At 73.3% G+C, this 19,923-nt stretch carries 17 protein-coding genes; 7 read left to right on the top strand and 10 right to left on the bottom strand.

The window, feature by feature from the left end; all coding sequences use genetic code 11:
• Positions 1 to 5: 5 nt before the first annotated feature.
• From ACZ4SF_RS15855 to ACZ4SF_RS15870, 4 genes are all read right to left on the bottom strand, one after another.
• A complete protein-coding gene (locus ACZ4SF_RS15855) occupies positions 6 to 1,649 on the bottom strand; it encodes a serine/threonine-protein kinase (RefSeq protein WP_468383899.1) in 1,644 nt (547 codons plus the stop codon).
• 27 nt (positions 1,650 to 1,676) lie between these two features.
• Entirely contained in the window at positions 1,677 to 3,431 is a 1,755-nt protein-coding gene (locus ACZ4SF_RS15860) for a nickel transporter (RefSeq protein WP_468383901.1), read from the bottom strand.
• Positions 3,428 to 5,047, bottom strand: coding sequence for a tetratricopeptide repeat protein (locus tag ACZ4SF_RS15865; RefSeq protein WP_468383904.1), 1,620 nt, complete (start codon positions 5,045 to 5,047; stop codon positions 3,428 to 3,430). Before ACZ4SF_RS15865 ends, ACZ4SF_RS15860 begins: the two co-directional genes overlap by 4 nt.
• An 88-nt stretch (positions 5,048 to 5,135) precedes the next feature.
• Positions 5,136 to 6,677, bottom strand: coding sequence for a DUF4331 domain-containing protein (locus ACZ4SF_RS15870; protein ID WP_468383907.1), 1,542 nt, complete (start codon positions 6,675 to 6,677; stop codon positions 5,136 to 5,138).
• 208 nt (positions 6,678 to 6,885) lie between these two features.
• Between ACZ4SF_RS15870 and ACZ4SF_RS15875 the strand changes: the two genes are divergently transcribed.
• The 3 genes from ACZ4SF_RS15875 (at position 6,886) to ACZ4SF_RS15885 (ending at position 8,663) form a co-directional block, all read left to right on the top strand.
• Positions 6,886 to 7,428, top strand: a complete 543-nt coding sequence (locus ACZ4SF_RS15875; RefSeq protein WP_468383910.1) for a sigma-70 family RNA polymerase sigma factor — start codon at positions 6,886 to 6,888, stop codon at positions 7,426 to 7,428.
• Positions 7,425 to 8,267 carry an anti-sigma factor gene (locus ACZ4SF_RS15880; protein WP_468383912.1) on the top strand — a complete coding sequence of 281 codons (843 nt, stop codon included), beginning with the start codon at positions 7,425 to 7,427 and terminating at the stop codon, positions 8,265 to 8,267. Before ACZ4SF_RS15875 ends, ACZ4SF_RS15880 begins: the two co-directional genes overlap by 4 nt.
• Positions 8,268 to 8,393: 126 nt before the next feature.
• On the top strand, positions 8,394 to 8,663 hold the full coding sequence (locus ACZ4SF_RS15885) for a hypothetical protein (RefSeq protein ID WP_468383915.1): 270 nt from the start codon (positions 8,394 to 8,396) through the stop codon (positions 8,661 to 8,663).
• Positions 8,664 to 8,714: 51 nt separating this feature from the next.
• Here ACZ4SF_RS15885 and ACZ4SF_RS15890 read toward each other — a convergent pair whose 3' ends face one another.
• From ACZ4SF_RS15890 to ACZ4SF_RS15900, 3 genes are read right to left on the bottom strand one after another with little or no spacing between them, the layout of a single operon-like run.
• A complete protein-coding gene (locus ACZ4SF_RS15890; RefSeq protein ID WP_468383918.1) occupies positions 8,715 to 9,932 on the bottom strand; it encodes a CaiB/BaiF CoA transferase family protein in 1,218 nt (405 codons plus the stop codon).
• A gap of 46 nt (positions 9,933 to 9,978) precedes the next feature.
• Positions 9,979 to 10,758, bottom strand: coding sequence for an ABC transporter permease (locus ACZ4SF_RS15895; RefSeq protein WP_468383921.1), 780 nt, complete (start codon positions 10,756 to 10,758; stop codon positions 9,979 to 9,981).
• Positions 10,755 to 11,711 (bottom strand): ATP-binding cassette domain-containing protein, encoded by a 957-nt coding sequence (locus tag ACZ4SF_RS15900; protein WP_468383924.1) that lies wholly within the window; start codon positions 11,709 to 11,711, stop codon positions 10,755 to 10,757. Before ACZ4SF_RS15900 ends, ACZ4SF_RS15895 begins: the two co-directional genes overlap by 4 nt.
• A gap of 64 nt (positions 11,712 to 11,775) precedes the next feature.
• Here ACZ4SF_RS15900 and ACZ4SF_RS15905 point away from each other — a divergent pair, with 64 nt between their 5' ends.
• Positions 11,776 to 12,498 (top strand): TetR/AcrR family transcriptional regulator, encoded by a 723-nt coding sequence (locus ACZ4SF_RS15905; RefSeq protein WP_468383926.1) that lies wholly within the window; start codon positions 11,776 to 11,778, stop codon positions 12,496 to 12,498.
• Positions 12,499 to 12,536: 38 nt separating this feature from the next.
• On the opposite strand, the gene ACZ4SF_RS15910 is transcribed toward ACZ4SF_RS15905, so the two are convergent.
• The 3 genes from ACZ4SF_RS15910 to hmgA are packed head-to-tail and all read right to left on the bottom strand — an operon-like array spanning position 12,537 to position 15,846.
• Complete coding sequence (locus tag ACZ4SF_RS15910; RefSeq protein ID WP_468383929.1) at positions 12,537 to 13,691, bottom strand: type ISP restriction/modification enzyme; 1,155 nt, start codon at positions 13,689 to 13,691, stop codon at positions 12,537 to 12,539.
• Between the two features lie 25 nt (positions 13,692 to 13,716).
• The gene (locus ACZ4SF_RS15915; RefSeq protein ID WP_468383932.1) at positions 13,717 to 14,466 is read right to left on the bottom strand and encodes a GntR family transcriptional regulator; all 750 of its coding nucleotides are present in this window, start codon (positions 14,464 to 14,466) and stop codon (positions 13,717 to 13,719) included.
• A 45-nt stretch (positions 14,467 to 14,511) separates the two neighbouring features.
• Positions 14,512 to 15,846: a homogentisate 1,2-dioxygenase gene (hmgA, locus tag ACZ4SF_RS15920; RefSeq protein WP_468383935.1), complete on the bottom strand. Its 1,335-nt coding sequence runs from the start codon at positions 15,844 to 15,846 to the stop codon at positions 14,512 to 14,514.
• A gap of 153 nt (positions 15,847 to 15,999) precedes the next feature.
• Between hmgA and ACZ4SF_RS15925 the strand changes: the two genes are divergently transcribed.
• From ACZ4SF_RS15925 to ACZ4SF_RS15935, 3 genes are all read left to right on the top strand, one after another.
• Positions 16,000 to 16,509: a hypothetical protein gene (locus ACZ4SF_RS15925; RefSeq protein WP_468383938.1), complete on the top strand. Its 510-nt coding sequence runs from the start codon at positions 16,000 to 16,002 to the stop codon at positions 16,507 to 16,509.
• Positions 16,510 to 16,762: 253 nt separating this feature from the next.
• Entirely contained in the window at positions 16,763 to 17,416 is a 654-nt protein-coding gene (locus tag ACZ4SF_RS15930; protein WP_468383941.1) for a TetR/AcrR family transcriptional regulator, read from the top strand.
• Positions 17,417 to 17,592: 176 nt separating this feature from the next.
• Positions 17,593 to 19,824 carry a molybdopterin oxidoreductase family protein gene (locus ACZ4SF_RS15935; protein WP_468383943.1) on the top strand — a complete coding sequence of 744 codons (2,232 nt, stop codon included), beginning with the start codon at positions 17,593 to 17,595 and terminating at the stop codon, positions 19,822 to 19,824.
• Positions 19,825 to 19,923: the final 99 nt, after the last annotated feature.

Consider the following 19,923-nt stretch of genomic DNA (forward strand, 5'->3'; position numbering starts at 1 on the left):
GCCGCTCAGGGTGAACCGGATGGTGAGGCGGAGGCCCCGCTCGACGGGGTCTCCGCCTCGGTCGTACACGTCACCGAGAACGGCACCGAGTCCGACGTGGCCCGCACCGGACCGCGCACCTCCACGCTGATCTCGTTCTCGACCGTCCCGCTCTCGGCGTACGTCGTCACCGTCACCTGCTGCTGCCGGGTGCGCGGGCCGTCCGCCGGGAACGGCAGCGTCTTCCAGCCGGGGTCCGGCGCCGACCCGTGCGCGAGCACCCACCGGTACTCCACCTGCGCGGGCAGCCGCCCCACCGTGAACGCCGCCGTGAAGGACGGTGCCTGCCCGGCCGCCGGCGGACAGGCACCGGAGTACGTCGTGTGCGCGCCGGTCAGGGTGACGCCCACCGACTGGGCCGGCCGGCTGCTCGCCGAAGCGCTGCTGTGCGCGGGCGACGCGCCCTCCGTGTCCGTGTCCGTGTCGGTGGCGGCGCTCGGTGTCGGGGAGTGCACCTCGTGGCTCGTCCCGTCGGCGTTCGTGGCGTTGGTCCCTCGCTTGTCGCCGCTGTCGCGGTTCAGCAGCGCGTACGTCAGTCCCGCCAGCGCCAGCACGACCGCGACCAGCCCCGCGACCAGCACGACGGCGGCACGGCGGTTGCGCTCCGGCCGCGGCTCCGGCGCGGTGGCCGTGGTGCCCGGGTCCGGGTGTCCGCCGGGCAACGGCATCGGGGGAGTGCGGGACGGCTCCGGGGGCCGGGCTGCCGTCGTCGGCGCGTACGGCGCGAACGGCGACACCGTGGGCGCCATGTCCGACCGGGGCGTCCCGCCCGCCGCGACCAGCCGCAGATCCCGCTCCGCCTGCTCGGCCGGCAGCCGCTCGGCGGGGTCCTTGCGCAACAGCCCCCTGATGACGGGCGCCAGGGGACCGGCCCAGCGCGGCGGCGGCAACTCCTCGTCCACCACCGCCCGCAGTGTGCTGAGCGGAGTGTCCTGCCGGAACGGGGAGATGCCCTCGACGGCCGCGTACAGCAGCACGCCCAGCGACCACAGGTCCGACTCCGGGCCGGGGGTGCGCCCCAGCGCGCGTTCCGGGGCGAGGAATTCGGGCGAGCCGATCACCTCACCGGTCATGGTCAGCGCCGAACTGCCCTCCACCGTGGCGATCCCGAAGTCGCTGAGCACCACCCGGCCGTCGTCGGCCAGCAGCACGTTGGCCGGCTTCACGTCCCGGTGCAGCACGCCGGCGGAGTGCGCGGCGCGCAGCGCGGACAGCACCTCGGCACCGATCTGCGCGGCCCGCTGCGGCGGCAGCGGACCCTCCGATTCCAGCTGGTCGGCGAGCGACAGTCCGCGCACCAGCTCCATCACGATCCACGGCCGGCCGCCCTCCATCGCCACGTCGTACACCGTGACCACGTTGCGGTTCGCGACCCGGGCCGCCGCCCACGCCTCCCGCTCCAGGCGTGCGTACATCCGCTCGACCTCGGAGGCGGCCAGCCCGGCCGGGGCGCGCACCTCCTTGACGGCCACCTCGCGATGCAGCACCTCGTCGCGGGCGCGCCACACGGTCCCCATGCCCCCCTCTCCGAGCGGGGACAGCAGACGGTAACGGCCCGCGATCACACGTTCACGGCCCGGCTCTTCGGACACGGGCGCCCCCCAAGGCATCTCGCGCGAATTCTCCACAAAAGTAGCTCAGCTCAGCGCGGATGCAGCCCCCTTGAGCACCAATCCGGTACCCAGCGCGACGACGACCAGCGCGGACACCAGCGGCAGGGTCCGGCGCACCAGAGCGGTCATCGGGTGCGCGGTCCAGCGCGGGCGCCGCTCCAGCACCCGCGCCGCGCCCGAACCCAGCCGTACGACGGCGAAACCGGCCGCCGTGAGCGTCAGCGCGAGACCGGCTCCGTAGGCGGTGACCAGCAGCAGCCCGAACCACGCCTTGCCGAGCGCGGCGGCACCGACCAGCACGACCACGGCGGACGGGCTCGGCACCAGTCCACCGGCGAACCCGAGCAGGATCGTGCCGCGGAGAGTGGGCGCGACGGCGTGGGTGTGGGTGTGCCCGCCGTGGGTGTGGGTGAGGCCGCCATGGGTGTGGTCCCCATGGGTGTGGTCGCCATGGCTGTGGTCCCCATGGCTATGGCTGCTGTCGTGGCCGCGGCCGCGGGTGTGAGGGTGCTCCCCATGAGCGTGGTCGCCATGGGCGTGCTCCCCGTGGGTGTGGTCGCCATGAGTGTGCCCCCCATGGGCGTGGTCGCCACGGCTTTGTGCATCGGTGTGGTCTCCGTGGGCGTGCTCCATGGCGTCGTGGTGGTGATGGTGGTCGGCGCCCCCAGGGGCGGAGCCACCCGCGCCGACCGCCGCCAACTGTCGCCGCTTCACCTCCTCGTGCGGATGCGGATGGGCATGCGCGGCACCCTGCGCCCGGTGGCGCCAGGCCCGGCGTACGAGGGTGACACCCGCCGCCAGCACCAGGGCGCCGCTGGCGATGCCCAGCCAGGCGATCACCGTCGGCGTGGCCGCGGAACCGGCCGTGACCAGCAGGCCCAGGGCGACCACGCCGAGGGTGTGGGTCACGGTGACCGAGGCGGCCAGCGGAAGCACGTCCCGCGGCCGGGCCCGGCCCCCGCGTGCCGCTGCCGTGGCGGCCATCAGGGTCTTGCCGTGGCCCGGTGCGAGCGCGTGCATCGCGCCCAGGGCGAGCGCGATGAGCAGCGCGAGGGCCGCGAAACCGAGGGTGAGGTCGTGCCGGGCCACCAGGCTGTCGAGGGCCTGGGTCCAGCGGTCGGCACCCCGCGGCAGCACACCGGCGCCCGGCGCGTCCGGCGCCGCGGGGCCGGCGGCGAGGGCGGCACCACCGGGCCGTACCCGCAGCGAGGCCGTGCTCGTGTCGGCGGGCGAGGACAGCAAGTCCTCGGGGTAGGACGTGAGTTCCCTGGAGACGGACGTCTTCGGCACGTCCGTCGCGGTGAGCGTCATACGGTCGCCACGCGCCGTGATCTCCCGCCAGCCGGGCCCGCCGGTGGCGCCCGCGCCGTGGAAGCCGAGGGTGACGGCGCCGCCGCGGGGCAGCGGCGCGGTCAGCCGGCACACCACGCGCAGGGTGTCCAGCCCGGCCTGGCCGGGGCGCAGCTGCGCGCTGCTGCGGGCGGCCCGCAGCGTGGTCGTACGGCCGTCGACGGTGAGCCTGCTGCCCGCGGCGGCCTGCGCGCACCGCTGCTCGGCCCACGCGGCCGGGCCCAGCCGGTCGAACTCGGGCTTGACCTGCGTCGCCGGGATCTCGGCCAGGTCCTCCACATGGTCGATGCGGAGCTGCCCGGGAGCGGCGACCAGACCGTCGTAGCGGTTGACCGTGAAGTTCCCGAGGGGGTGCGCGCCCGCGGCGCCGGCCGGCAGGAGCACGAGGGCGCACACGGCGAGGAGGACGCACAGCAGACGCGGCTTCACTTGGTCTCCTCCAGGGCCTTGCGGGCCCGCGCGGCACCCAGCGGGGAGAATCCGGGGTTCAGCTTCAGGGCCGAGGCCAGCGAGGCGCGGCCGGCCGCCCGGTGTCCCGTGGCCAGTTCGATGACTCCGCGGTGGTAGCGGAAGACGGCGTTGCGGTAGCCGGTTTCGGTGGCCCGGCGGGCGTACGGCAGGGCCTCGTCGTCGTGGCCGTTGACGTGCAGTGCCCAGGCGAGGGCGTCCGCGGTGTGCACGGTGTGCCGGCGTGCCCACTCGGCCCGGGCCGCGCGCAGGGCGGCCGCCTTGTCGCCGTGGTCGGCGGCGGCCAGCGCGGTGTCCAGGTCGGCGTTGACGCCGTTGGCGCGGGCCAGCGCGATCCAGGCGTCGACGAGCGCGTACTGCCGGCGGGCGCGCGCCCGGTCGCCGGCCGCGCCCCGCGCCTCGTACAGCTCGCCCAGCTCGACCAGCGGGCCGGGCAACGGGGAGCGGGCGACCAGCGCCTCCATGTCCTTGATCGCAGCGGCGCGGTCACCGCCCGCCGCCCGCGCCCGGGCCCGGCCTTCGAGCGCCGGAAGGTAGGTGTCGTCGGCGGCCAGGGCACGGGCGTAGTAGTGGAGTGCCGTCCTGTGGTCGCCCTGGTTCCACGCGAGTTGGCCGAGCTGGGTGGCCACGTACGCGGTGTCTCCGGGTGCGGTGGAGGCGGTCAGCGCCTGTTCGAGGACCCGGCGCGCCGTGCCGACGTCCCCGCGCAGTTCGTGCACGTACGCGTACCGGGTGAACACCGGCACGCCCGGCTTGCGGGCGTCGGCGGTCGTCGCAGCCCTGGACGCGTCTGCGTAACGGCCGAGTTCGACCAGGGCGTCGATGCGGGAGGACAGGGCACGTTCGCTGTACGGGTTCTGCCGCAGGGCAGCGTCCGTGAAGTGCAGGGCGCCCGCGAAGTCGTGCCGGGCGGCGGCGAGGGCGGCGCGGCCGGCCAGGGCCTGGTCGTTGTCCGGTGCCAGCGACAGGGACCGGCGCAGCGCCTGCTCCGCCTGCGGATACCGGGAGGGATCGGCCTTGGTCCGCGCCTGCTCGACGTAGGCCAGACCGAGGGTGGCCCAGCTTCCGGAGTCCTTCGGCTGGGCCCGTAGATGGGCCTGGAGCGCGGTGATGCTCGCGTCCAGGTTCCCGCCGCCCAGGACACCGGGGCCGGCGGCCTCGGCGGCGACCGGCACGGACGCCGGCGTCCGCTGCGCGCCGAGAGCGAGCGCACCGCCGGTCAGTGCGACCGCCAGCAGAGCGGCACACCCGAGCAGCCGCCCGGCCCGCCAACGCCCCCCGGCATCCCGGACCCGGCGAACGGCCGCGGCCCGCTCCTCCACCCGCTCGCCGTCGACCCGGCCGGCGCTCTCGCCGTCACCGGGCGCCGGACGCTCGCCGGGGCTGTCGCCCGTCTCCGCGGGCACGCGTGCGCCGGCGGTCTCACCGCCCCGCGCCGCCACGCCCGCGACGGCGTCTTCGTTCTCCTGGTCCCGCGGATGCCCGGCCATGCCGGAGGTCTCCGTTCCCGGAGCCGAAGGCGGTGCCGTGCCCGGGCTCCGGCCGTCCGTCTCGTCGTCCTGCGTGCGCGGGCCCATGCCCTCTCCTCCGTCGGTCGTCTGGGAGGCGCGGCCCGCCGTGGGGGAGGGGGAACACGGGCCGCGCCGGTCTCAAGGGGGGTGCGCGTCAGTACGCGCGCTGCATGCGCCGGCGCCACCAGGCCAGGGCGGTGACGATCAGCAGGATCCCGGCCGCACCGGAGGCAGCGGAGGCCGCGATCAGCACGGTGTTGCCCGAGCCGGAGGAGGAGGACCCGGCCGGCTGCAGGGCGTCACCGAGCTGGCTGCGGACGTCCGCCCCCGCGGTCGTGCCCTTGGCGAGCCGGCCGCGCGAGCCGGCCGTGGGCTCGGCGACGTACGGGAAGTACTTCTCGAACTTCTTGTCGTTCTTGTCGACCGCGTCACCCAGGTCGTTCTTGGAGCCGACCAGTTCGCCCTCGACGACCTGCAGCGCCTCGTCGATCACGTCGTCGGTGAGCCTACGGCCGTTCGGGAAGCCCGCGTTGTCGCCGTCCAGGACACCGAGCCGCTTGGGATGCATGGCCGGCTTGATCGAGGTGTTCAGCCTCAGCTGCTCCGAAGCCTTCACGTTCGGCGGCTGGTTGAGGCCCTTGACGCCCTTGAGGAACACGTCGACCAGGTCGTTGCGCGGCTCGGCCGGCGCCTTGATCTTGTAGATCGACTCGATGAGCTTCGGCAGCTCCGGGTTGGTGACGTTCTTCAGGAACTGCGCGTCGTACGAGGGCTGGGACGCGTTGAACTTGTCCTTGTCCTTCTGCGGGTTGACGACCTCGTTGACCAGCGGGTTGCCGAGGCGCGAGACCTGGCTGTAGTAGCCCTGGGCGTTACGGCGCTGGGTGGTCGACCAGATGCCGACGACCGGCTGGTGGGACGACTCGCGGATCAGGTCGTTCGGGACCTGGAGCGCGATCGTGTTGACGTTGTAGCCCTTGAGAGTGTCCCGGCCGACCTCGGTGAGGTTCCCGCCGTACAGCAGGTCGAAGACGCGCAGGTCCAGGAAGAACGGGTCGTCCGCCTGCCCGGCGAAGGTGGCCGCGCCGCCCGCCGTCTTGTGCACCGCCTGCGCCCGCAGTTTGCCGTAGTCCGGCATGGACGCCTTGCCGACGTTCGACGGTGCCACCGGTACGTCGTCGGCGAGCTTGGTCTTCGACATCTCGTGCTGGTTCTTCAGCCGGACGAGGTCGATGTCGTACGTCTGTGTGATGTTGAGGTCCGGGTCGTCCAGGCTGGTGACCGGACCGGTGTTGTAGAGGAACGTGTTGCCGTTCTTGGTGTGGGTCTTGAAGGTGTAGCGGAACACCAACTCGCCCTGCGCGTCGCCGTTGTTGTCGATGTGGAGGTCGTACTGGGCGTCGTCGGCGAAGGTGTAGAAGTTCGGGCCGCCCGCAGGCTCCTCGAACGGGATCCAGTTCGCCACGATCGTCGTCGTGTCGGGCTTGTCCGGGCTGACGAACGCGTACAGGTCGGTGTTGTCGTACTGCGGGGTGCCCGAGATCAGCGGCGCCTCCCGGTGGGAGGAGGCGGATGCCGCCCCGGGTTCCAGCGTGGCGACGCCGGCGGCTGCGAGCCCCCCGGCGGCCAGCGCGCCACAGATGAGCGTGACCAGGCCCGTGCGTCCCGTGCCGCTCCTGGAGAAGAGAGGTGTCATGCCGTCCGTCCTCAGTGCCGACTTGCTTTGACGGACGGGTATACGGAGCGGGGCCGCCTTTCGGATTGGTCGGCGGCAAAAAACTTTTCACCGGCCCGCGACCCGCGTTTTCGTCGTGTTGATCCGTAAGTCTTCGGGGAGGTGTGTCTCGGTGCGGATGCGCGGGGTGCGAGGAAGGGCCGGCTGCGGCCACGGAGAGGGGGCCCGCATGCACGCGGACGAGCTGCTGGTGCTCGTGGCGGGCGGCGACCAGAGGGCGTTCGAGGAGTTGTACGGGCTGGTCTCCGGGCCGGTCTACGGACTGGTCCGGCGGGTGGTCCGCGACCCTGCCCAGTCCGAGGAGGTCGCCCAGGAGGTGCTGCTCGAACTGTGGCGTTCCGCCGCCCGGTTCGACCCCGGCCGGGGCAGCGCGCTCTCCTGGATCCTCACCCTCGCCCACCGCCGTGCCGTCGACCGGGTGCGCAGCGCCCGCGCGGCCGGGGAACGCGAGCAGCGGGAGGCGCTGCGCGCCGGGGAGCCCGCGTTCGACCAGGTCGCCGAAGAAGTGGAGGCCGGTCTGGAACGCGAGTGGGTGCGCCGCTGTCTGAACCGGCTCACCGCCCTGCAACGCCAGTCGGTGACCCTCGCCTACTACGACGGCTACACCTACCGTGAGGTGGCCGAGCGGCTCTCGCTGCCGCTCGGCACGGTCAAGACGCGGATGCGCGACGGACTCACCCGGCTGCGCCAGTGCCTGGGAGGCGCCGCATGAGCATCCTCGGCAAGCTGCTGCGCCGGGAGGACCTGCACTCCCTCGCCGCGCCCTACGCGCTCGACGCCCTCGAACCGGGCGAGCGGCGCCGCTTCGAGAAACACCTCGCGGGCTGCGACCGCTGCGCCGCCGAGGTGCGGGACCTGTCCGAGGACGCGGTGCGGCTCGCCTGGTCGACGGCGGCCCCCGCGCCCGCGGCCCTGCGCGACCGGGTGCTGGCCGCCGTACGCACCATCCCGCAGGAGCCGGCACCGGCCCGCGGCTCCCGGCAGGAACAGGGACCGGCCCGGGAGCGCACCTCCCAGCTGCCTCCGCACGTCTGGGGCGCCCAGCCGCCGCCGGGACGCACCCGTACGCCCCGCTCACGCCCGCTGTTCGCCCCGCTCGCCACGGCGACGGCCGCTGCCGCCCTCGTCGTCGCCTCCCTGTTCGCGGTCCAGGCGCACCGCACCGAGGACCGGCTCGCGGCAGAGCAGGCCAGGGCACGTGATATCGCCCACGTTCTGGCCGCTCCGGACGCCCGCGCGGCCGGCGGGAAGGACGCGCAGGGCCGCAGTATCGGAGTGATCGCTTCCGCCTCCGAGCGGGAGGCCGTCGTCACCCTCAGCGGATACGCCACCCCGCCCGGCGGGCGCGTGCACCAGCTCTGGCTCATGCGCCCCCGTGCGCAACCGCGCTCCCTCGGCCTCTTCACGGGCGACACGCCCTTGGTCGCGAAGGGGCTCGACACCTCCTCGACATCACTCGCTGTAACCGTCGAGCCTGACGGAGGGTCAGCACAACCCACCGGTCAGCCCATTGTCCAACTCACCCTGAAATCGGTCGGATTCGGAGAGTAGTCAACGAGGGGTGGTCAACCCCCTTGTGGGGAAGGTGAATCCTGTGGCCGAGATACACGCATGCCTCACTGGGGCGATAGGGTTACTCTGCCCGGGCCGGGTGGACTCGTACGGGTGGGGAGTGACATGGAGCAGATAACAGTGCGCAGCAGGGCCAGGGTCCCTGCGATCACCTGCGGGAGCAGCGCGACCAGTTCGCGCCTCGACCGCCATCTGTCGGTACTGGCGGGTCCCGCCATACCGCAGCGGGAGACGGTCGAGGCGACCTCGCTGATGCTTGAACTGACGGCGCGCGACTCCGTGCACCAGCGCAGCGACCGAGGCGCGCGGGTCCGCCGCGTCTCCCTCTTCGCACCGCTGCGCCGACTGCGCCGTTCGCTGTTCGGCGGTCACTGAGCGGTCACCGAACCGGCCACCTGAGCGGCCATCGCGCGGGTCAGCCCGCACTCAGGCCGCCACACCGTCCCGGCGCAGTGCTGCGATCTCGTCGTCCGCCATCCCCACGGCACGCAGCAGCGCCCCGGTGTGCTGCCCGAGTGCGGGCACGTCGCCCATCCGTGCCTCGTCCCCGCCCGGCAGAGTGATGGGAGGCAGCAGCGCCTTCAGCGGCCCGACCGGCGACCCCACCTGGCGCCACCGCTCGCGGGCCGCCAGCTGCGGGTGTTCCGCCAGCTCGTGCAGATCCCGCAGCCGCGCACAGGCGATGCCCGCCTTCTCCAGCCGGGCCAGCGCCTCCTCGGCGTCCAGCACCGCCAGCGCCTCCGCGACCAGGGCATCGGTCCGCTCCCGGTGTGCCACTCGGGCGGCATTCGTCGCGTACGCCGGGTCCGTCCCCAACTCCGGCCGGTCCATGACCCGTTCGGCCAGCCGTCGCCACTCCCGGTCGTTCTGCACCGACAGCAGCACCCGCCCGCCGTCCGCCGTCGGATAGGCGTCGTACGGGGCGATCACGGCGTGCGCGAGTCCGGTGCGCGCCGGCGGCTCGCCCCCGTGCAGCGCATGGTGCAGCGGGTGCCCCATCCACTCGGCGAGCGCCTCCAGCATGGACACCTCCACCGGCCCGCCACGGCCGGTGGTGCCGCGCCGCACCAGAGCGGCCAGCACCCCCGAGAACGCGTACATGGCCGCCGCGATGTCCGCCGCCGGGATCCCCGCCTTCACCGGCTGCTCAGCCGTGCCGGTCACCGACACCAGCCCGGCCTCGCACTGCACGAGCATGTCGTACGCCCGCTTGTCCGTGTACGGCCCCGAGCCGCCGTAGCCCGAGATGTCCACGGCGATCAGCCGCGGGTGCGCGGCGCACAGCGTGGCCGCGTCCAGACCGAGCCGGGCCGCGGCGCCGTGCGCGAGGTTCTGCACGAACACGTCCGCGTCCGCGACCAGCCGCCGTACGACGTCCAGACCGCGGGGGTCCTTCAGGTCCAGGGCGATGGACTCCTTGCCCCGGTTGCACCACACGAAGTGCGACGCGAGACCGCCGGCCGCCGTGTCGTACCCGCGCGCGAAGTCGCCGCCGTCGATGCGCTCCACCTTGACGACCCGGGCGCCCAGGTCGGCGAGCTGCCGGGTCGCGAAGGGCGCGGACACGGCCTGTTCGACGGCGACGACGGTGAGTCCCGCCAGGGGAAGGGGCTGCTGCGGAGGCTGGTCCATCGGCTGATCCATGACCGGATCATGGCCCCTGAGCGGCGCCTTTGTCAGCAGTGCGGCATCACTCGGCTCGCGCGTACCTGCGGACGGCGAGCGGCAGGAACACCAGGATCAGGGCGAGGCTCCAGGCGAGCGACCCGGCGACGGGATGGGCCACCGGCCACGCTGCGCCCCGGGGCACGGGCGCGTTGCCGAACAGGTCGCGCAGGGCGGTCGTCACCGCGCTGATCGGATTCCACTCGGCGAGCGTGCGCAGCCAGCCCGGCAGGTCGTCCGTCGGGATGTACGCGTCGGACAGCAGCGGCAGCACGAAGGAGGACGCGCCCAGCTGGCCCGCGGCCTCCTCGCTGCGGGTCAGCAGGCCCAGCCAGATCCCGGCGCAGGTGCAGGCGAACCGGAAGAGCAGCAGCAGCCCGACGGCCGCCACGGCACCGGCCACCGACCCTTCGACCCGCCAGCCCACCGCCAGCCCGGTCACCAGCAGCGGCACGGTTCCGGCGGTCGTGACGACGAGGTCCGCGACGGCCTGTCCGAGCGGGGCCGCGGCCCGGCTCACCGGCATCGTGCGGAACCGGTCCGTGACTCCGCGGTGGGTGTCCTGGGCGGCCTGGAACATGCCGGTCATCAGGCCGCCGGCGGCCGTCGCGACGAGCAGACCCGGCACGAGGAAGGAACGGTACTCACGGCCGGGCATCGCCAGCGCGCTGCCGAACACGTAGCCGAAGAACAGCAGCATGTTGACCGGCATCATCTGGGACAGGATGGCCAGACCGGGGTTGTTGCGGACCCGGCGCAGCTGCCGGCCCGTCATCGCCAGCCCGTCGTACGCCAACGTGCTCATGCCACCGGCTCCTTGCTGTCCGTGGTCTCCCCGGTGAGCCGCAGGAAGACGTCGTCGAGGGTGGGCGGCCGGATGCTCGCGTCCAGCAACGGCACACCGGCCGCGTCCAGTTCGCGCACCAGCCGGGGAAGGGTCAGGGTCGGGTCGGTGCTGACCGCGCCGACGGCGTTGCGCTCGCGGTCGGACACCGGCTCCCTGCCGGTCAGCCGGTCGAGCACGGCCGCGGCACGCGGCATCGCCTCGGCGTCCGCGACCACCGCCTCCGCGTACGACCCGATGAGCGCCTTGAGCCCGGCGGGCGAACCGCTGTGGGCGATCCGGCCCCGGTCCACCAGGGCGATGTCGTCGGCGAGCCGGTCGGCCTCCTCCAGGTACTGCGTGGTCAGCAGCACGGTCGTGCCCTCCGTCTTCAGCTCGTGCACGGCCTGCCAGATGCGGGCGCGGCTGGCCGGGTCGAGCCCGGTGGTCGGCTCGTCCAGGAAGAGCACGTCGGGCCGCCGCAGCAGGCTCGCCGCCAGGTCCAGGCGGCGGCGCATGCCGCCCGAGTACGTCGCCGCCCTGCGGTCCGCGGCCTCGGTCAGGCCGAAGCGCTCCAGCAGTTCGTCGGCCCGGGCGGCCGGTCCCCGCACCCGGTGCAGCCGGGCGAACAGCCGCAGGTTCTCCCGGCCGGTGAGGTCCCCGTCGACCGAGGCGTACTGCCCGGTGACCCCGATCCGGCTCCGCACGGCCGCCGCCTCCCGGACGAGATCGTGCCCGGCGACCCGGGCCGAACCCCCGTCCGGCCGCAGCAGCGTGGTCAGCAGCCGCACCGCCGTCGTCTTGCCCGCCCCGTTCGGACCGAGCAGCCCGCAGACCGTGCCCTCGGCGACGGCCAGATCCAGCCCGCGCAGGGCGTGCACGGTGCCGAAGCGCTTCTCCAACCCCTCACTAAGTACAGCGTACGTAGTAGTCATGCGCCGACCATAGCGCACTGCGTACGCCGTACGTAACTAGGATGGTGAACCGAGGTGATGACCGATGACCGTCCGAGGGGCCGTCCCCGCAGTGATCTGGGCGCGCCCCGAGCGCACGGGCCGGGGCCCGAAACCGGCGTACACGCGCGACGACATCGCCGCCGCGGCCGTCCGGATCGCCGACGCGCAGGGGCTCGACGCGGTGTCGATGCGGCATGTCGCCGCCGAGCTGGGCTGCGGCACCATGTCGCTGTACAACTACGTCCCCCGCAAGGAGGACCTGTACGAGCTGATGGTCGACGCGGTCAGCGCCGAGCACGAGCCGTGGGAGCCGACCGGCGACTGGCGGGCCGACATGCTCCGGGTGGCCCACCAGACGCGCGCACTGATGCACCGGCACCCGTGGGTACCGCGCCTGATGTCACCGGTGTACGGCTTCAGTCCGCATGCCCTGCGCTATCTGGAGCACTGCCTGGCCTGCCTGGACCCGTTGCAGGCGGCCTACGGCACCAAGCTGGAACTGATCGCGATGCTCAACGGCGTGGTGACGACCTACGTCCGCAACGAACTCGACACCGCCGAGCGGGTGCGCGCCCTGCCCTGGTCGGAGGACGAGGAGAACGCGGTGCGGATCGCGTATCTCGCAGGACAGATCGCATCGGGGGCGTATCCGCGGATGGCGGCGGCGTTCACCGAGGACGCGGGGCCGATCGATCTGGAGGCGGTCTTCGAGCGGGCGCTGGAGCGCGTGCTGGACGCGTTCACGCCGCACCGGCCCCGGAGATGACCCGGGGCGGGTGACCCCGGGGGCCGCCGCAGGACCGGCTACAGCAGGGCGAACTGGCCGTCCGGGCCCTCCTCGTGGTGGTCGAGGACCGAGGCGGGGCGGCGGGACGGTTCCGGCGGGGGAAGGACGCCCGCCTGTCGCAGATCGGTCGCCGAGACCGCTGCCCGCACCTCCAAGCCGGCCCGCAGAGGCCGGAGTTCCGCCAGCAGCGCCAGCACCGTGATCAGCTCCAGCAGCTCCGACGTCCAGCTCTGCGGCCAGAGCGCGGGACGGATCGCCGCCAGGGTGCCGGGCTCGGCCGGGTCCGTGCGGACCGCGAACCAGGTCTCCAGGACCCGCACTCCGGCCAGCTCGTAGTCCCATGCCGCGGGCGGGACCGGTGAGATGCGGCCGTCGTCGAGGTGCAGAGCCTCCTCGTCGCGGTCGTAGGAGAGGGTGGCCGGGCGGCTCGGCAGGGGAGCGCGGACGTACGGGCGGCGGCCCCCCGGCAGCTTGGGGCGCTCTCCGTCGCGGCGCATCAGCCACAGCATGCGGTGGCCCAGGTCCACGCCCGCGGACCACAGGCCGGGGTCCTCCGTCAGCGGGACGGTCAGGTCCGGCCGGACCGCCGCCAGGATCCAGGCCAGCACGTCCGCCGCCGTGGGGCGCCCTCCCAGCCGGTCGGACAGGTGGTCCAGCAGGCCCGCGGCCAGATTGGGCTCGCTGCCGCCGGGACGGCGGTACAGCGGGCGGATGCGGCCGGTGCGCAGGGTGGGCAGGAGCGAGGTCGCCAGCAGCGGGACGTCCTCGTCGCCCGTATCCACCGTGAACACCTGGTGCGGGTCCGCCACCCGCCACAACTCCGGGCGGGCCGTGTCGATCAGCCGGTGGTCCGGGATCAGCCACTGCTCGTCGAAGGGCGCGGTCAGGACCCGGACCGGCTCCGCGCAGGGACCCTCGGCGCGGGCCAGCCGCCGCGTGCCGGTGGACTGGCCGGGCAGCTGGCCCACGGCCGAGGCGAGCGTGCGGGCGCGGGTCGGCTCGAACAGGGCCTCCCGGTCCGGGCCCCCGGCCTTCAGCAGGGCGTCCCAACGGGCCTTCAGCGAGGCCGGATCGGGCGCCGTCGGCCAGGCGCGGCCCGGCCGCAGCGGTGCGACGGACCACGGCATGAGGTCCGCCAGCGGCGGAGCGTCGTCGTACGTCACGCAGGGCATGGTACGGCCTGACCGGCACCCGCCATCAGGTCGCCTCCAGCGTGACGGTGAACGAGAAGCGGTCGCCCCGGTAGTGGATGACCGCCACGTCCAGCACCCGGCCGTCGGTGTCGTACGTCACGCCCGTGTAGTGCAGGATCGGGCTGAGCAGCGGGACGTGGAGCAGCCGCGCGGTCTCCGGGTCGGCGAGGCGGGCCTCCACGGTGTCCGTGATACGGCTGATGTCCGCCTTCACGATGTCCCGGAGCACTTTGGTCATCGGCCAGCGGACCAGATCGTCCGGGTCGATGCGCGCCGCCAGTTCGGGCCGGACGTGGTTGACGGCGTGATTGGTCGGCTCGCCGGTCTTGGCGTCGCTGCGCAGGCGGTGGTACGTCGCCACCTCGGGCACGTCCGGGAAGTACTCGGCGAGCCCGGCCGGCACCGCGACGCAGCCGTGGTCCAGCAGCTCGGCCGTCATCCCGGACTGCTGGGCCACGATCGCGTCGACCGAGCCCAGCAGCCGCACCGGCGCCCCGCGCCGGACCCCGGGCTCGATGAACGTGCCGCGCCTGCGGTGCCGGCTGATCAGCCCCTCGTCCTCCAGTTCCTTCAGCGCCTGCCTCATGGTCAGCACGCTCACGCCGTAGTGCTCCGCGAGCTGTTCCTCGGTGGGCAGGCGCAGCGGGTCCTCGGGTGAGCGGCCGAGTATCGAGGCGCGCAGCGACTGCGACACCTGATACCAGAGCGGCAGCTTGCGGTTCAGGACGATCGAGTCCGGAGCGAAGGAGGTCACGCGGTTATCCGTACCTGTCGGAGAACGTTCGGCGCAACGCGCGCGTCACACCCGGAAGTGACGTTCCAGGCCCTGCCACACGTCGTCGTAGCGCCGCTGGAGGTGTCCGGCCCCGGCCGCCTGCGGAGTCAGGGTCACCGGCCAGCGGGTCTCGAACATGAAGGCCAGGCCGTCGTCGATCTTCTGCGGCTTCAGCTCGGCCGCGCTGGCCCGGTCGAAGGTCTCCCGGTCCGGGCCGTGCGCCGACATCATGTTGTGCAGCGAGCCGCCGCCGGGCACGAAGCCCTCGGCCTTGGCGTCGTACGCGCCCTCGATCAGGCCCATGTACTCGCTCATCACGTTCCGGTGGAAGTACGGCGGCCGGAAGGTGTTCTCGCCCACCAGCCAGCGCGGCGCGAAGACCACGAAGTCGACACCGGCCAGGCCCGGGGTGTCCGAAGGGGAGGTCAGGACCGTGAAGATGGACGGGTCCGGGTGGTCGTACGAGATGGTGCCGATCACATTGAAACGGCGCAGGTCGTAGACGTACGGCACATGGTTGCCGTGCCAGGCGACCACGTCCAGGGGGCTGTGGTCGTAGGTCGCCGTCCAGAGGTTGCCGCAGAACTTGTTCACCACCTCCACCGGGCCGTCGACGTCCTCGTACGCGGCGACCGGGGCGCGGAAGTCACGGGCGTTGGCCAGCCCGTTGGCGCCGATGGGGCCGAGGTCGGGCAGCTGGAACGGCGCCCCGTAGTTCTCGCACACATAACCACGTGCCGTCGGGGCCGCCCCGCCATCCGGTGCGGTGTCCAGCAGCTCCACACGGAAACGCACCCCGCGCGGGATCAGCGCCACATGTGCGGGCTCCACGTGGAGACGACCGAACTCGGTGTGCAGCAGCAGCCCGCCCCGCTCCGGCACGATCAGCAGCTCCCCGTCGGCGTCCGAGAACACCCGCTCCATCGAGGCGTTGGCGTGGTACAGGTGCACGGCCATGCCGGTGCGCTGGGCCGCGTCGCCGTTGCCGCCCAGTGTCCACAGGCCGGCGAGGAAGTCGGTGCCCGCCGGGGGTTCCGGAAGCGGGTTCCAGCGCAGCCGGTTGGGGTCGGGCACCGCCTCGGCGAAGGGGGCCGTGCGCAGCCCGCCGTTGTCGGTACGGGTGAACGCGGGATGCGCGGCCGACGGGCGGATCCGGTAGAGCCAGGAGCGCCGGTTGTGCGCCCGGGGCTCGGTGAAGGCCGTACCGCTCAGCTGTTCCGCGTACAGGCCGAGCGGCGCGCGCTGCGGCGAGTTGCGGCCCTCGGGCAGGGCGCCCGGCACAGCCTCCGAGGCGTGCTCGTTGCCGAACCCGGTGAGATACGACAGCCCCTCGGCGGTCTTCCTGGCGTCCCCGCTCATGATCGCTCCCTTGCACTCCCGATTCCTATGTATCACCGTAGGAATGGACGGGGGGCTGCGCAAGAGGGTTGCCCGGTCCTCCCTCCGTGGGAGGACGGGAACCAGACTTCAGGGGGATTCGGGGTGATGGGGCGTTGTTCTACGCTCCCGGCCATGTCGTGGACGAAGTGGAGGCGTGGACGGCTCGGCGCGCTCGTGGTGTGTGTCCTGCTGCCGCTCGGTGCGGCGGCCTGCGCGGCCGGGGAGGCGCACGGGGGCACGGTCTCGTCCTCGCCGGTGGGGAAGGTGCTGGACGACACCGACGAGACGGGCCGGAATCTGCGCGAGATGGCCAGGAAGGACGCGCCGGAGGTCGGCATAGAGGTGACCCCGGCCGCCGGGAGCGGCTGGGACGTGCGGCTGACCTTCCGCCGCTTCCGCTGCTCGGCGCCCGGTGCCCAGCCCGCGGCGGCCCGCGGGCGCGGCCTGGTCGCCCTCCTCGTCGACGGCCACCGGGTCGCCCGGCTGCGCACACCGGCCTACCACCTGGCCGCCGGGACGGTCCCGCACGGCACCCACCACGTCACCGCGCGGCTGTACGCCGACGACGGCACGGTGTGGGCCGTGCAGGGCAGGCCAGTCGAGAGCACCGCCGACGTCACGGTGTCGGACGCGCAGCCGTAGGCCGGCACTTCCGGCACCGCCTGCACCGCGACGGCGGGCACTTCCGGCACCGCGACCGCGGGCACTTCCGGCACCGCCTGCACGGCGACGGTCGGCACCGCCTGCACGGCGACGGTCGGCACCGCCTGCACCGCGACGGTCGGCACCGCCTGCACCGCGACGGCCGGCACCCCCGGCGCCGCCGAGTGAGTGCAACGGCCACCGTTCTTCGTACTGTGGGGCGAGGTTCACCTGACTCCGGCGGAAAGGCATCATGAAGCCCGTGCCCCACGCGACATCGCTCCGTCGTGCGCCCGTCCAGCGGCGCAGCGCCGAACGGCTGACCAGGATCCTGGACGCCTGCGCCGAACTCCTCGACGAGGTCGGCTACGACGCCCTGAGCACGCGCGCGGTCGCCCAGCGCGCCGGCGTCCCCATCGGCTCGGTCTACCGCTTCTTCGGCAACAAGCGGCAGATGGCCGACGCCCTCGCCCAGCGCAACCTCGAGCGGTACGTCGACCGTGTCACCGAGCGGCTGCAGCAGGCGGGCGGCGGGCCCGGCTCCCGCCCGGGGCAGGCCGGACGCGGGGGAGACTGGCGGGCCGCCATGGACGCCGTCCTGGACGAGTACCTGGCCATGAAGCGCACCGCACCGGGCTTCTCCCTGGTCGACTTCGGCAACCAGATACCGGTCGGCGCGCGGAACGGCGAGCCCAACACCAGGGTCGCCGACCGGCTCACCGACCTGCTCTCCGGTTTCCTCACCCGCACCCCGGACGAGGATCTGCGCCGGGTCTTCCTGGTCGCGGTGGAAAGCGCCGACACCCTCGTCCAACTGGCCTTCCGGGTCGATCCGCAGGGCGACGAGGCGATCATCGCCGAGACCCGGGAGCTGCTGCGGGCCTATCTCGGGCGCGTGCTCGACTGAGCGATCCGGCGCCGGGACCGCCCGAACGGTGCGCCGCCGGGGCTCCCGATCGGCAGGGTGTCGGTCTTCCGGAACGGCCGGGCGTCGGGGCTCCCCACCGTGCATACCGGTCGGTATGCTCGCCGCGGGCCTGTCCGTGCTCGGACGACCCAGCCGCCGACCCCTCGGGAGGACCCGTGTCCCGCACCGCCCTGCGAATCTGCCCCCTGTGCGAGGCCACCTGTGGGCTGACCCTCACCATCGAGGGCACCCGCGTCACCGGTGCCCGCGGCGACCGTAAGGACGTCTTCAGCAAGGGGTTCATCTGCCCCAAGGGCGCCTCCTTCGGTGCCGTGGACGGCGACCCCGACCGGCTGCGGACGCCACTCGTCCGTGCGGACGGCGAACTGCGCGAGGCCACCTGGGAGGAGGCCTTCGACGCGGTCGCCGCCGGACTGCGCCCGGTCGTGGAGCGATACGGCCCGGACGCCGTCGGTGTGGTCCTCGGCAACCCCAATGTCCACACCATGGCCGGTGGCCTCTATCCGGCCGTCCTGCTCGGCGCCCTGCGCACCCGCAGCCTGTTCACCGCCTCCACGGTCGACCAGATGCCCAAGCACGTCTCCAGCGGGCTCCTGTTCGGCGACGCGGGCGCCATCCCGGTGCCGGACCTCGACCACACGGACCATCTGCTGCTCATCGGCGCCAACCCCCTGGAGTCCAACGGCAGTCTGTGCACCGCCCCCGACTTCCCCGGCAAGCTCAAGGCACTCAAGGCCCGCGGCGGCCGGCTCACCGTCGTGGACCCGCGCCGCACCCGCACCGCCGACCTCGCCGACCGGCACCTGGCGATACGCCCCGGCACCGATGCCCTGCTGCTCGCGGCGATGGCGCACACGCTCTTCGCGGAAGACCTGGCCGACCTCAAGGACCTGACCCCCTACGTTCTGGGCCTCGCCGAACTCCGCGACGCCCTGGCCGGCTTCACCCCCGAGGCCGTGGCCCCCGCCTGCGATCTGGACGCCGGTGTCATCCGCACCCTCGCCAGGGAACTCGCCGCGGCCCCCACCGCCGCCGTCTACGCCCGCATCGGCAGCTGCACCGTCCCGCACGGCACCCTGGCGAGCTGGCTGGTCGACGTCCTGAACATCCTCACCGGCAACCTGGACCGCCCAGGCGGCGCCCTCTTCCCGCAGGCCGCCACCGACAGGACGCCCCGCCCGGCCGGTCCGGGCCGCGGCTTCACGCTCGGCCGCTGGCACTCCCGCGTCGGCAAACACCCGGAGGCCAAGGGGGAGTTGCCGCTCTCCGCGCTCGCCGAGGAGATCGACACCGCGACCGACGAGGGCACGCCGGTCCGCGCGCTGATCGCCGTCGCCGCCAACCCCGTGCTCTCCGCGCCCGACGGCGACCGGCTCGACAAGGCCCTGGCCTCCCTGGACTTCATGGTCAGCGTCGACCCGTACCTGAACGAGACCTCGCGCCACGCGCATGTCGTACTGCCCCCGCCGCCGCCCGCCCAGAGCCCGCACCACGACTTCGCCTTCAACGCTCTCGCCGTGCGCAACCAGGTCCGCTACTCCCGCCCCGCCGTCCCGCTGGAGCCCGGCCGCATGGCGGAGAGCGAGATCCTCGCCCGGCTGACACTGGCCGCGACCGGCATGCACGGCACCGATCCGGGGGCCGTCGACGCGATGGTCATCGAGCAGACCCTCGGCAAGGCCGTGCGGGACGAGCACTCACCGGTCCACGGCCGTGACCCGCGCGACCTCGCCGCCCTGCTCACCGGCGAGAACGGCCCCGAGCGGCGGCTCGACCTGATGCTGCGTCTCGGCCCGTACGGCGACGGCTTCGGCGCCCGGCCCGACGGGCTGACCCTGGCCAGGCTGCTCGACCATCCGCACGGCATCGACCTCGGCCCGCTGCGGCCCCGCCTGCCGCAGCCGCTGAAGACCCGCAGCGGCAGGATAGAGCTGCTGCCCGAGCCGATCGCCGGGGACCTGCCCCGGCTCCGTGCCGCCCTGCACGAACGCCCCGCGGGCCTCGTCCTCGTCGGCCGCCGCCATCTGCGCTCCAACAACAGCTGGATGCACAACGTGCCCGCCCTCACCGGCGGCAGCAACCGCTGCACCCTGCACATCCACCCGGAGGACGCCGCCCGCATCGGCGTCCGGGACGGGGCGGACGTACGCGTCAAGGGCGCCGGAGGAGAGGTGGTCGCACCCGCCGAGGTCACCGACCGGGTCCGGCCCGGGGTGGTGAGCCTGCCGCACGGCTGGGGCCACGACCGTCCCGGCATCCGGCTCGGCCACGCCGCCGCGCACCCCGGCGTCAACGTCAACCAGCTGCTCGACGGCAGTCTGCTCGACCCGCTCTCGGGCAACGCGGTACTCAACGGCGTACCCGTTGATGTCGTCACACTTCCCTGACCTGGACTTTTGCGCTTATTGCTCGCGCGTCGACCACTTGTTAACGCCGTCTGAACGGACCTAACGTCATCGCACCGCCGACCCCAGGTGGGATGTTCA

The sequence above is a fragment of the Streptomyces sp. NPDC027663 genome, assembly GCF_055566415.1.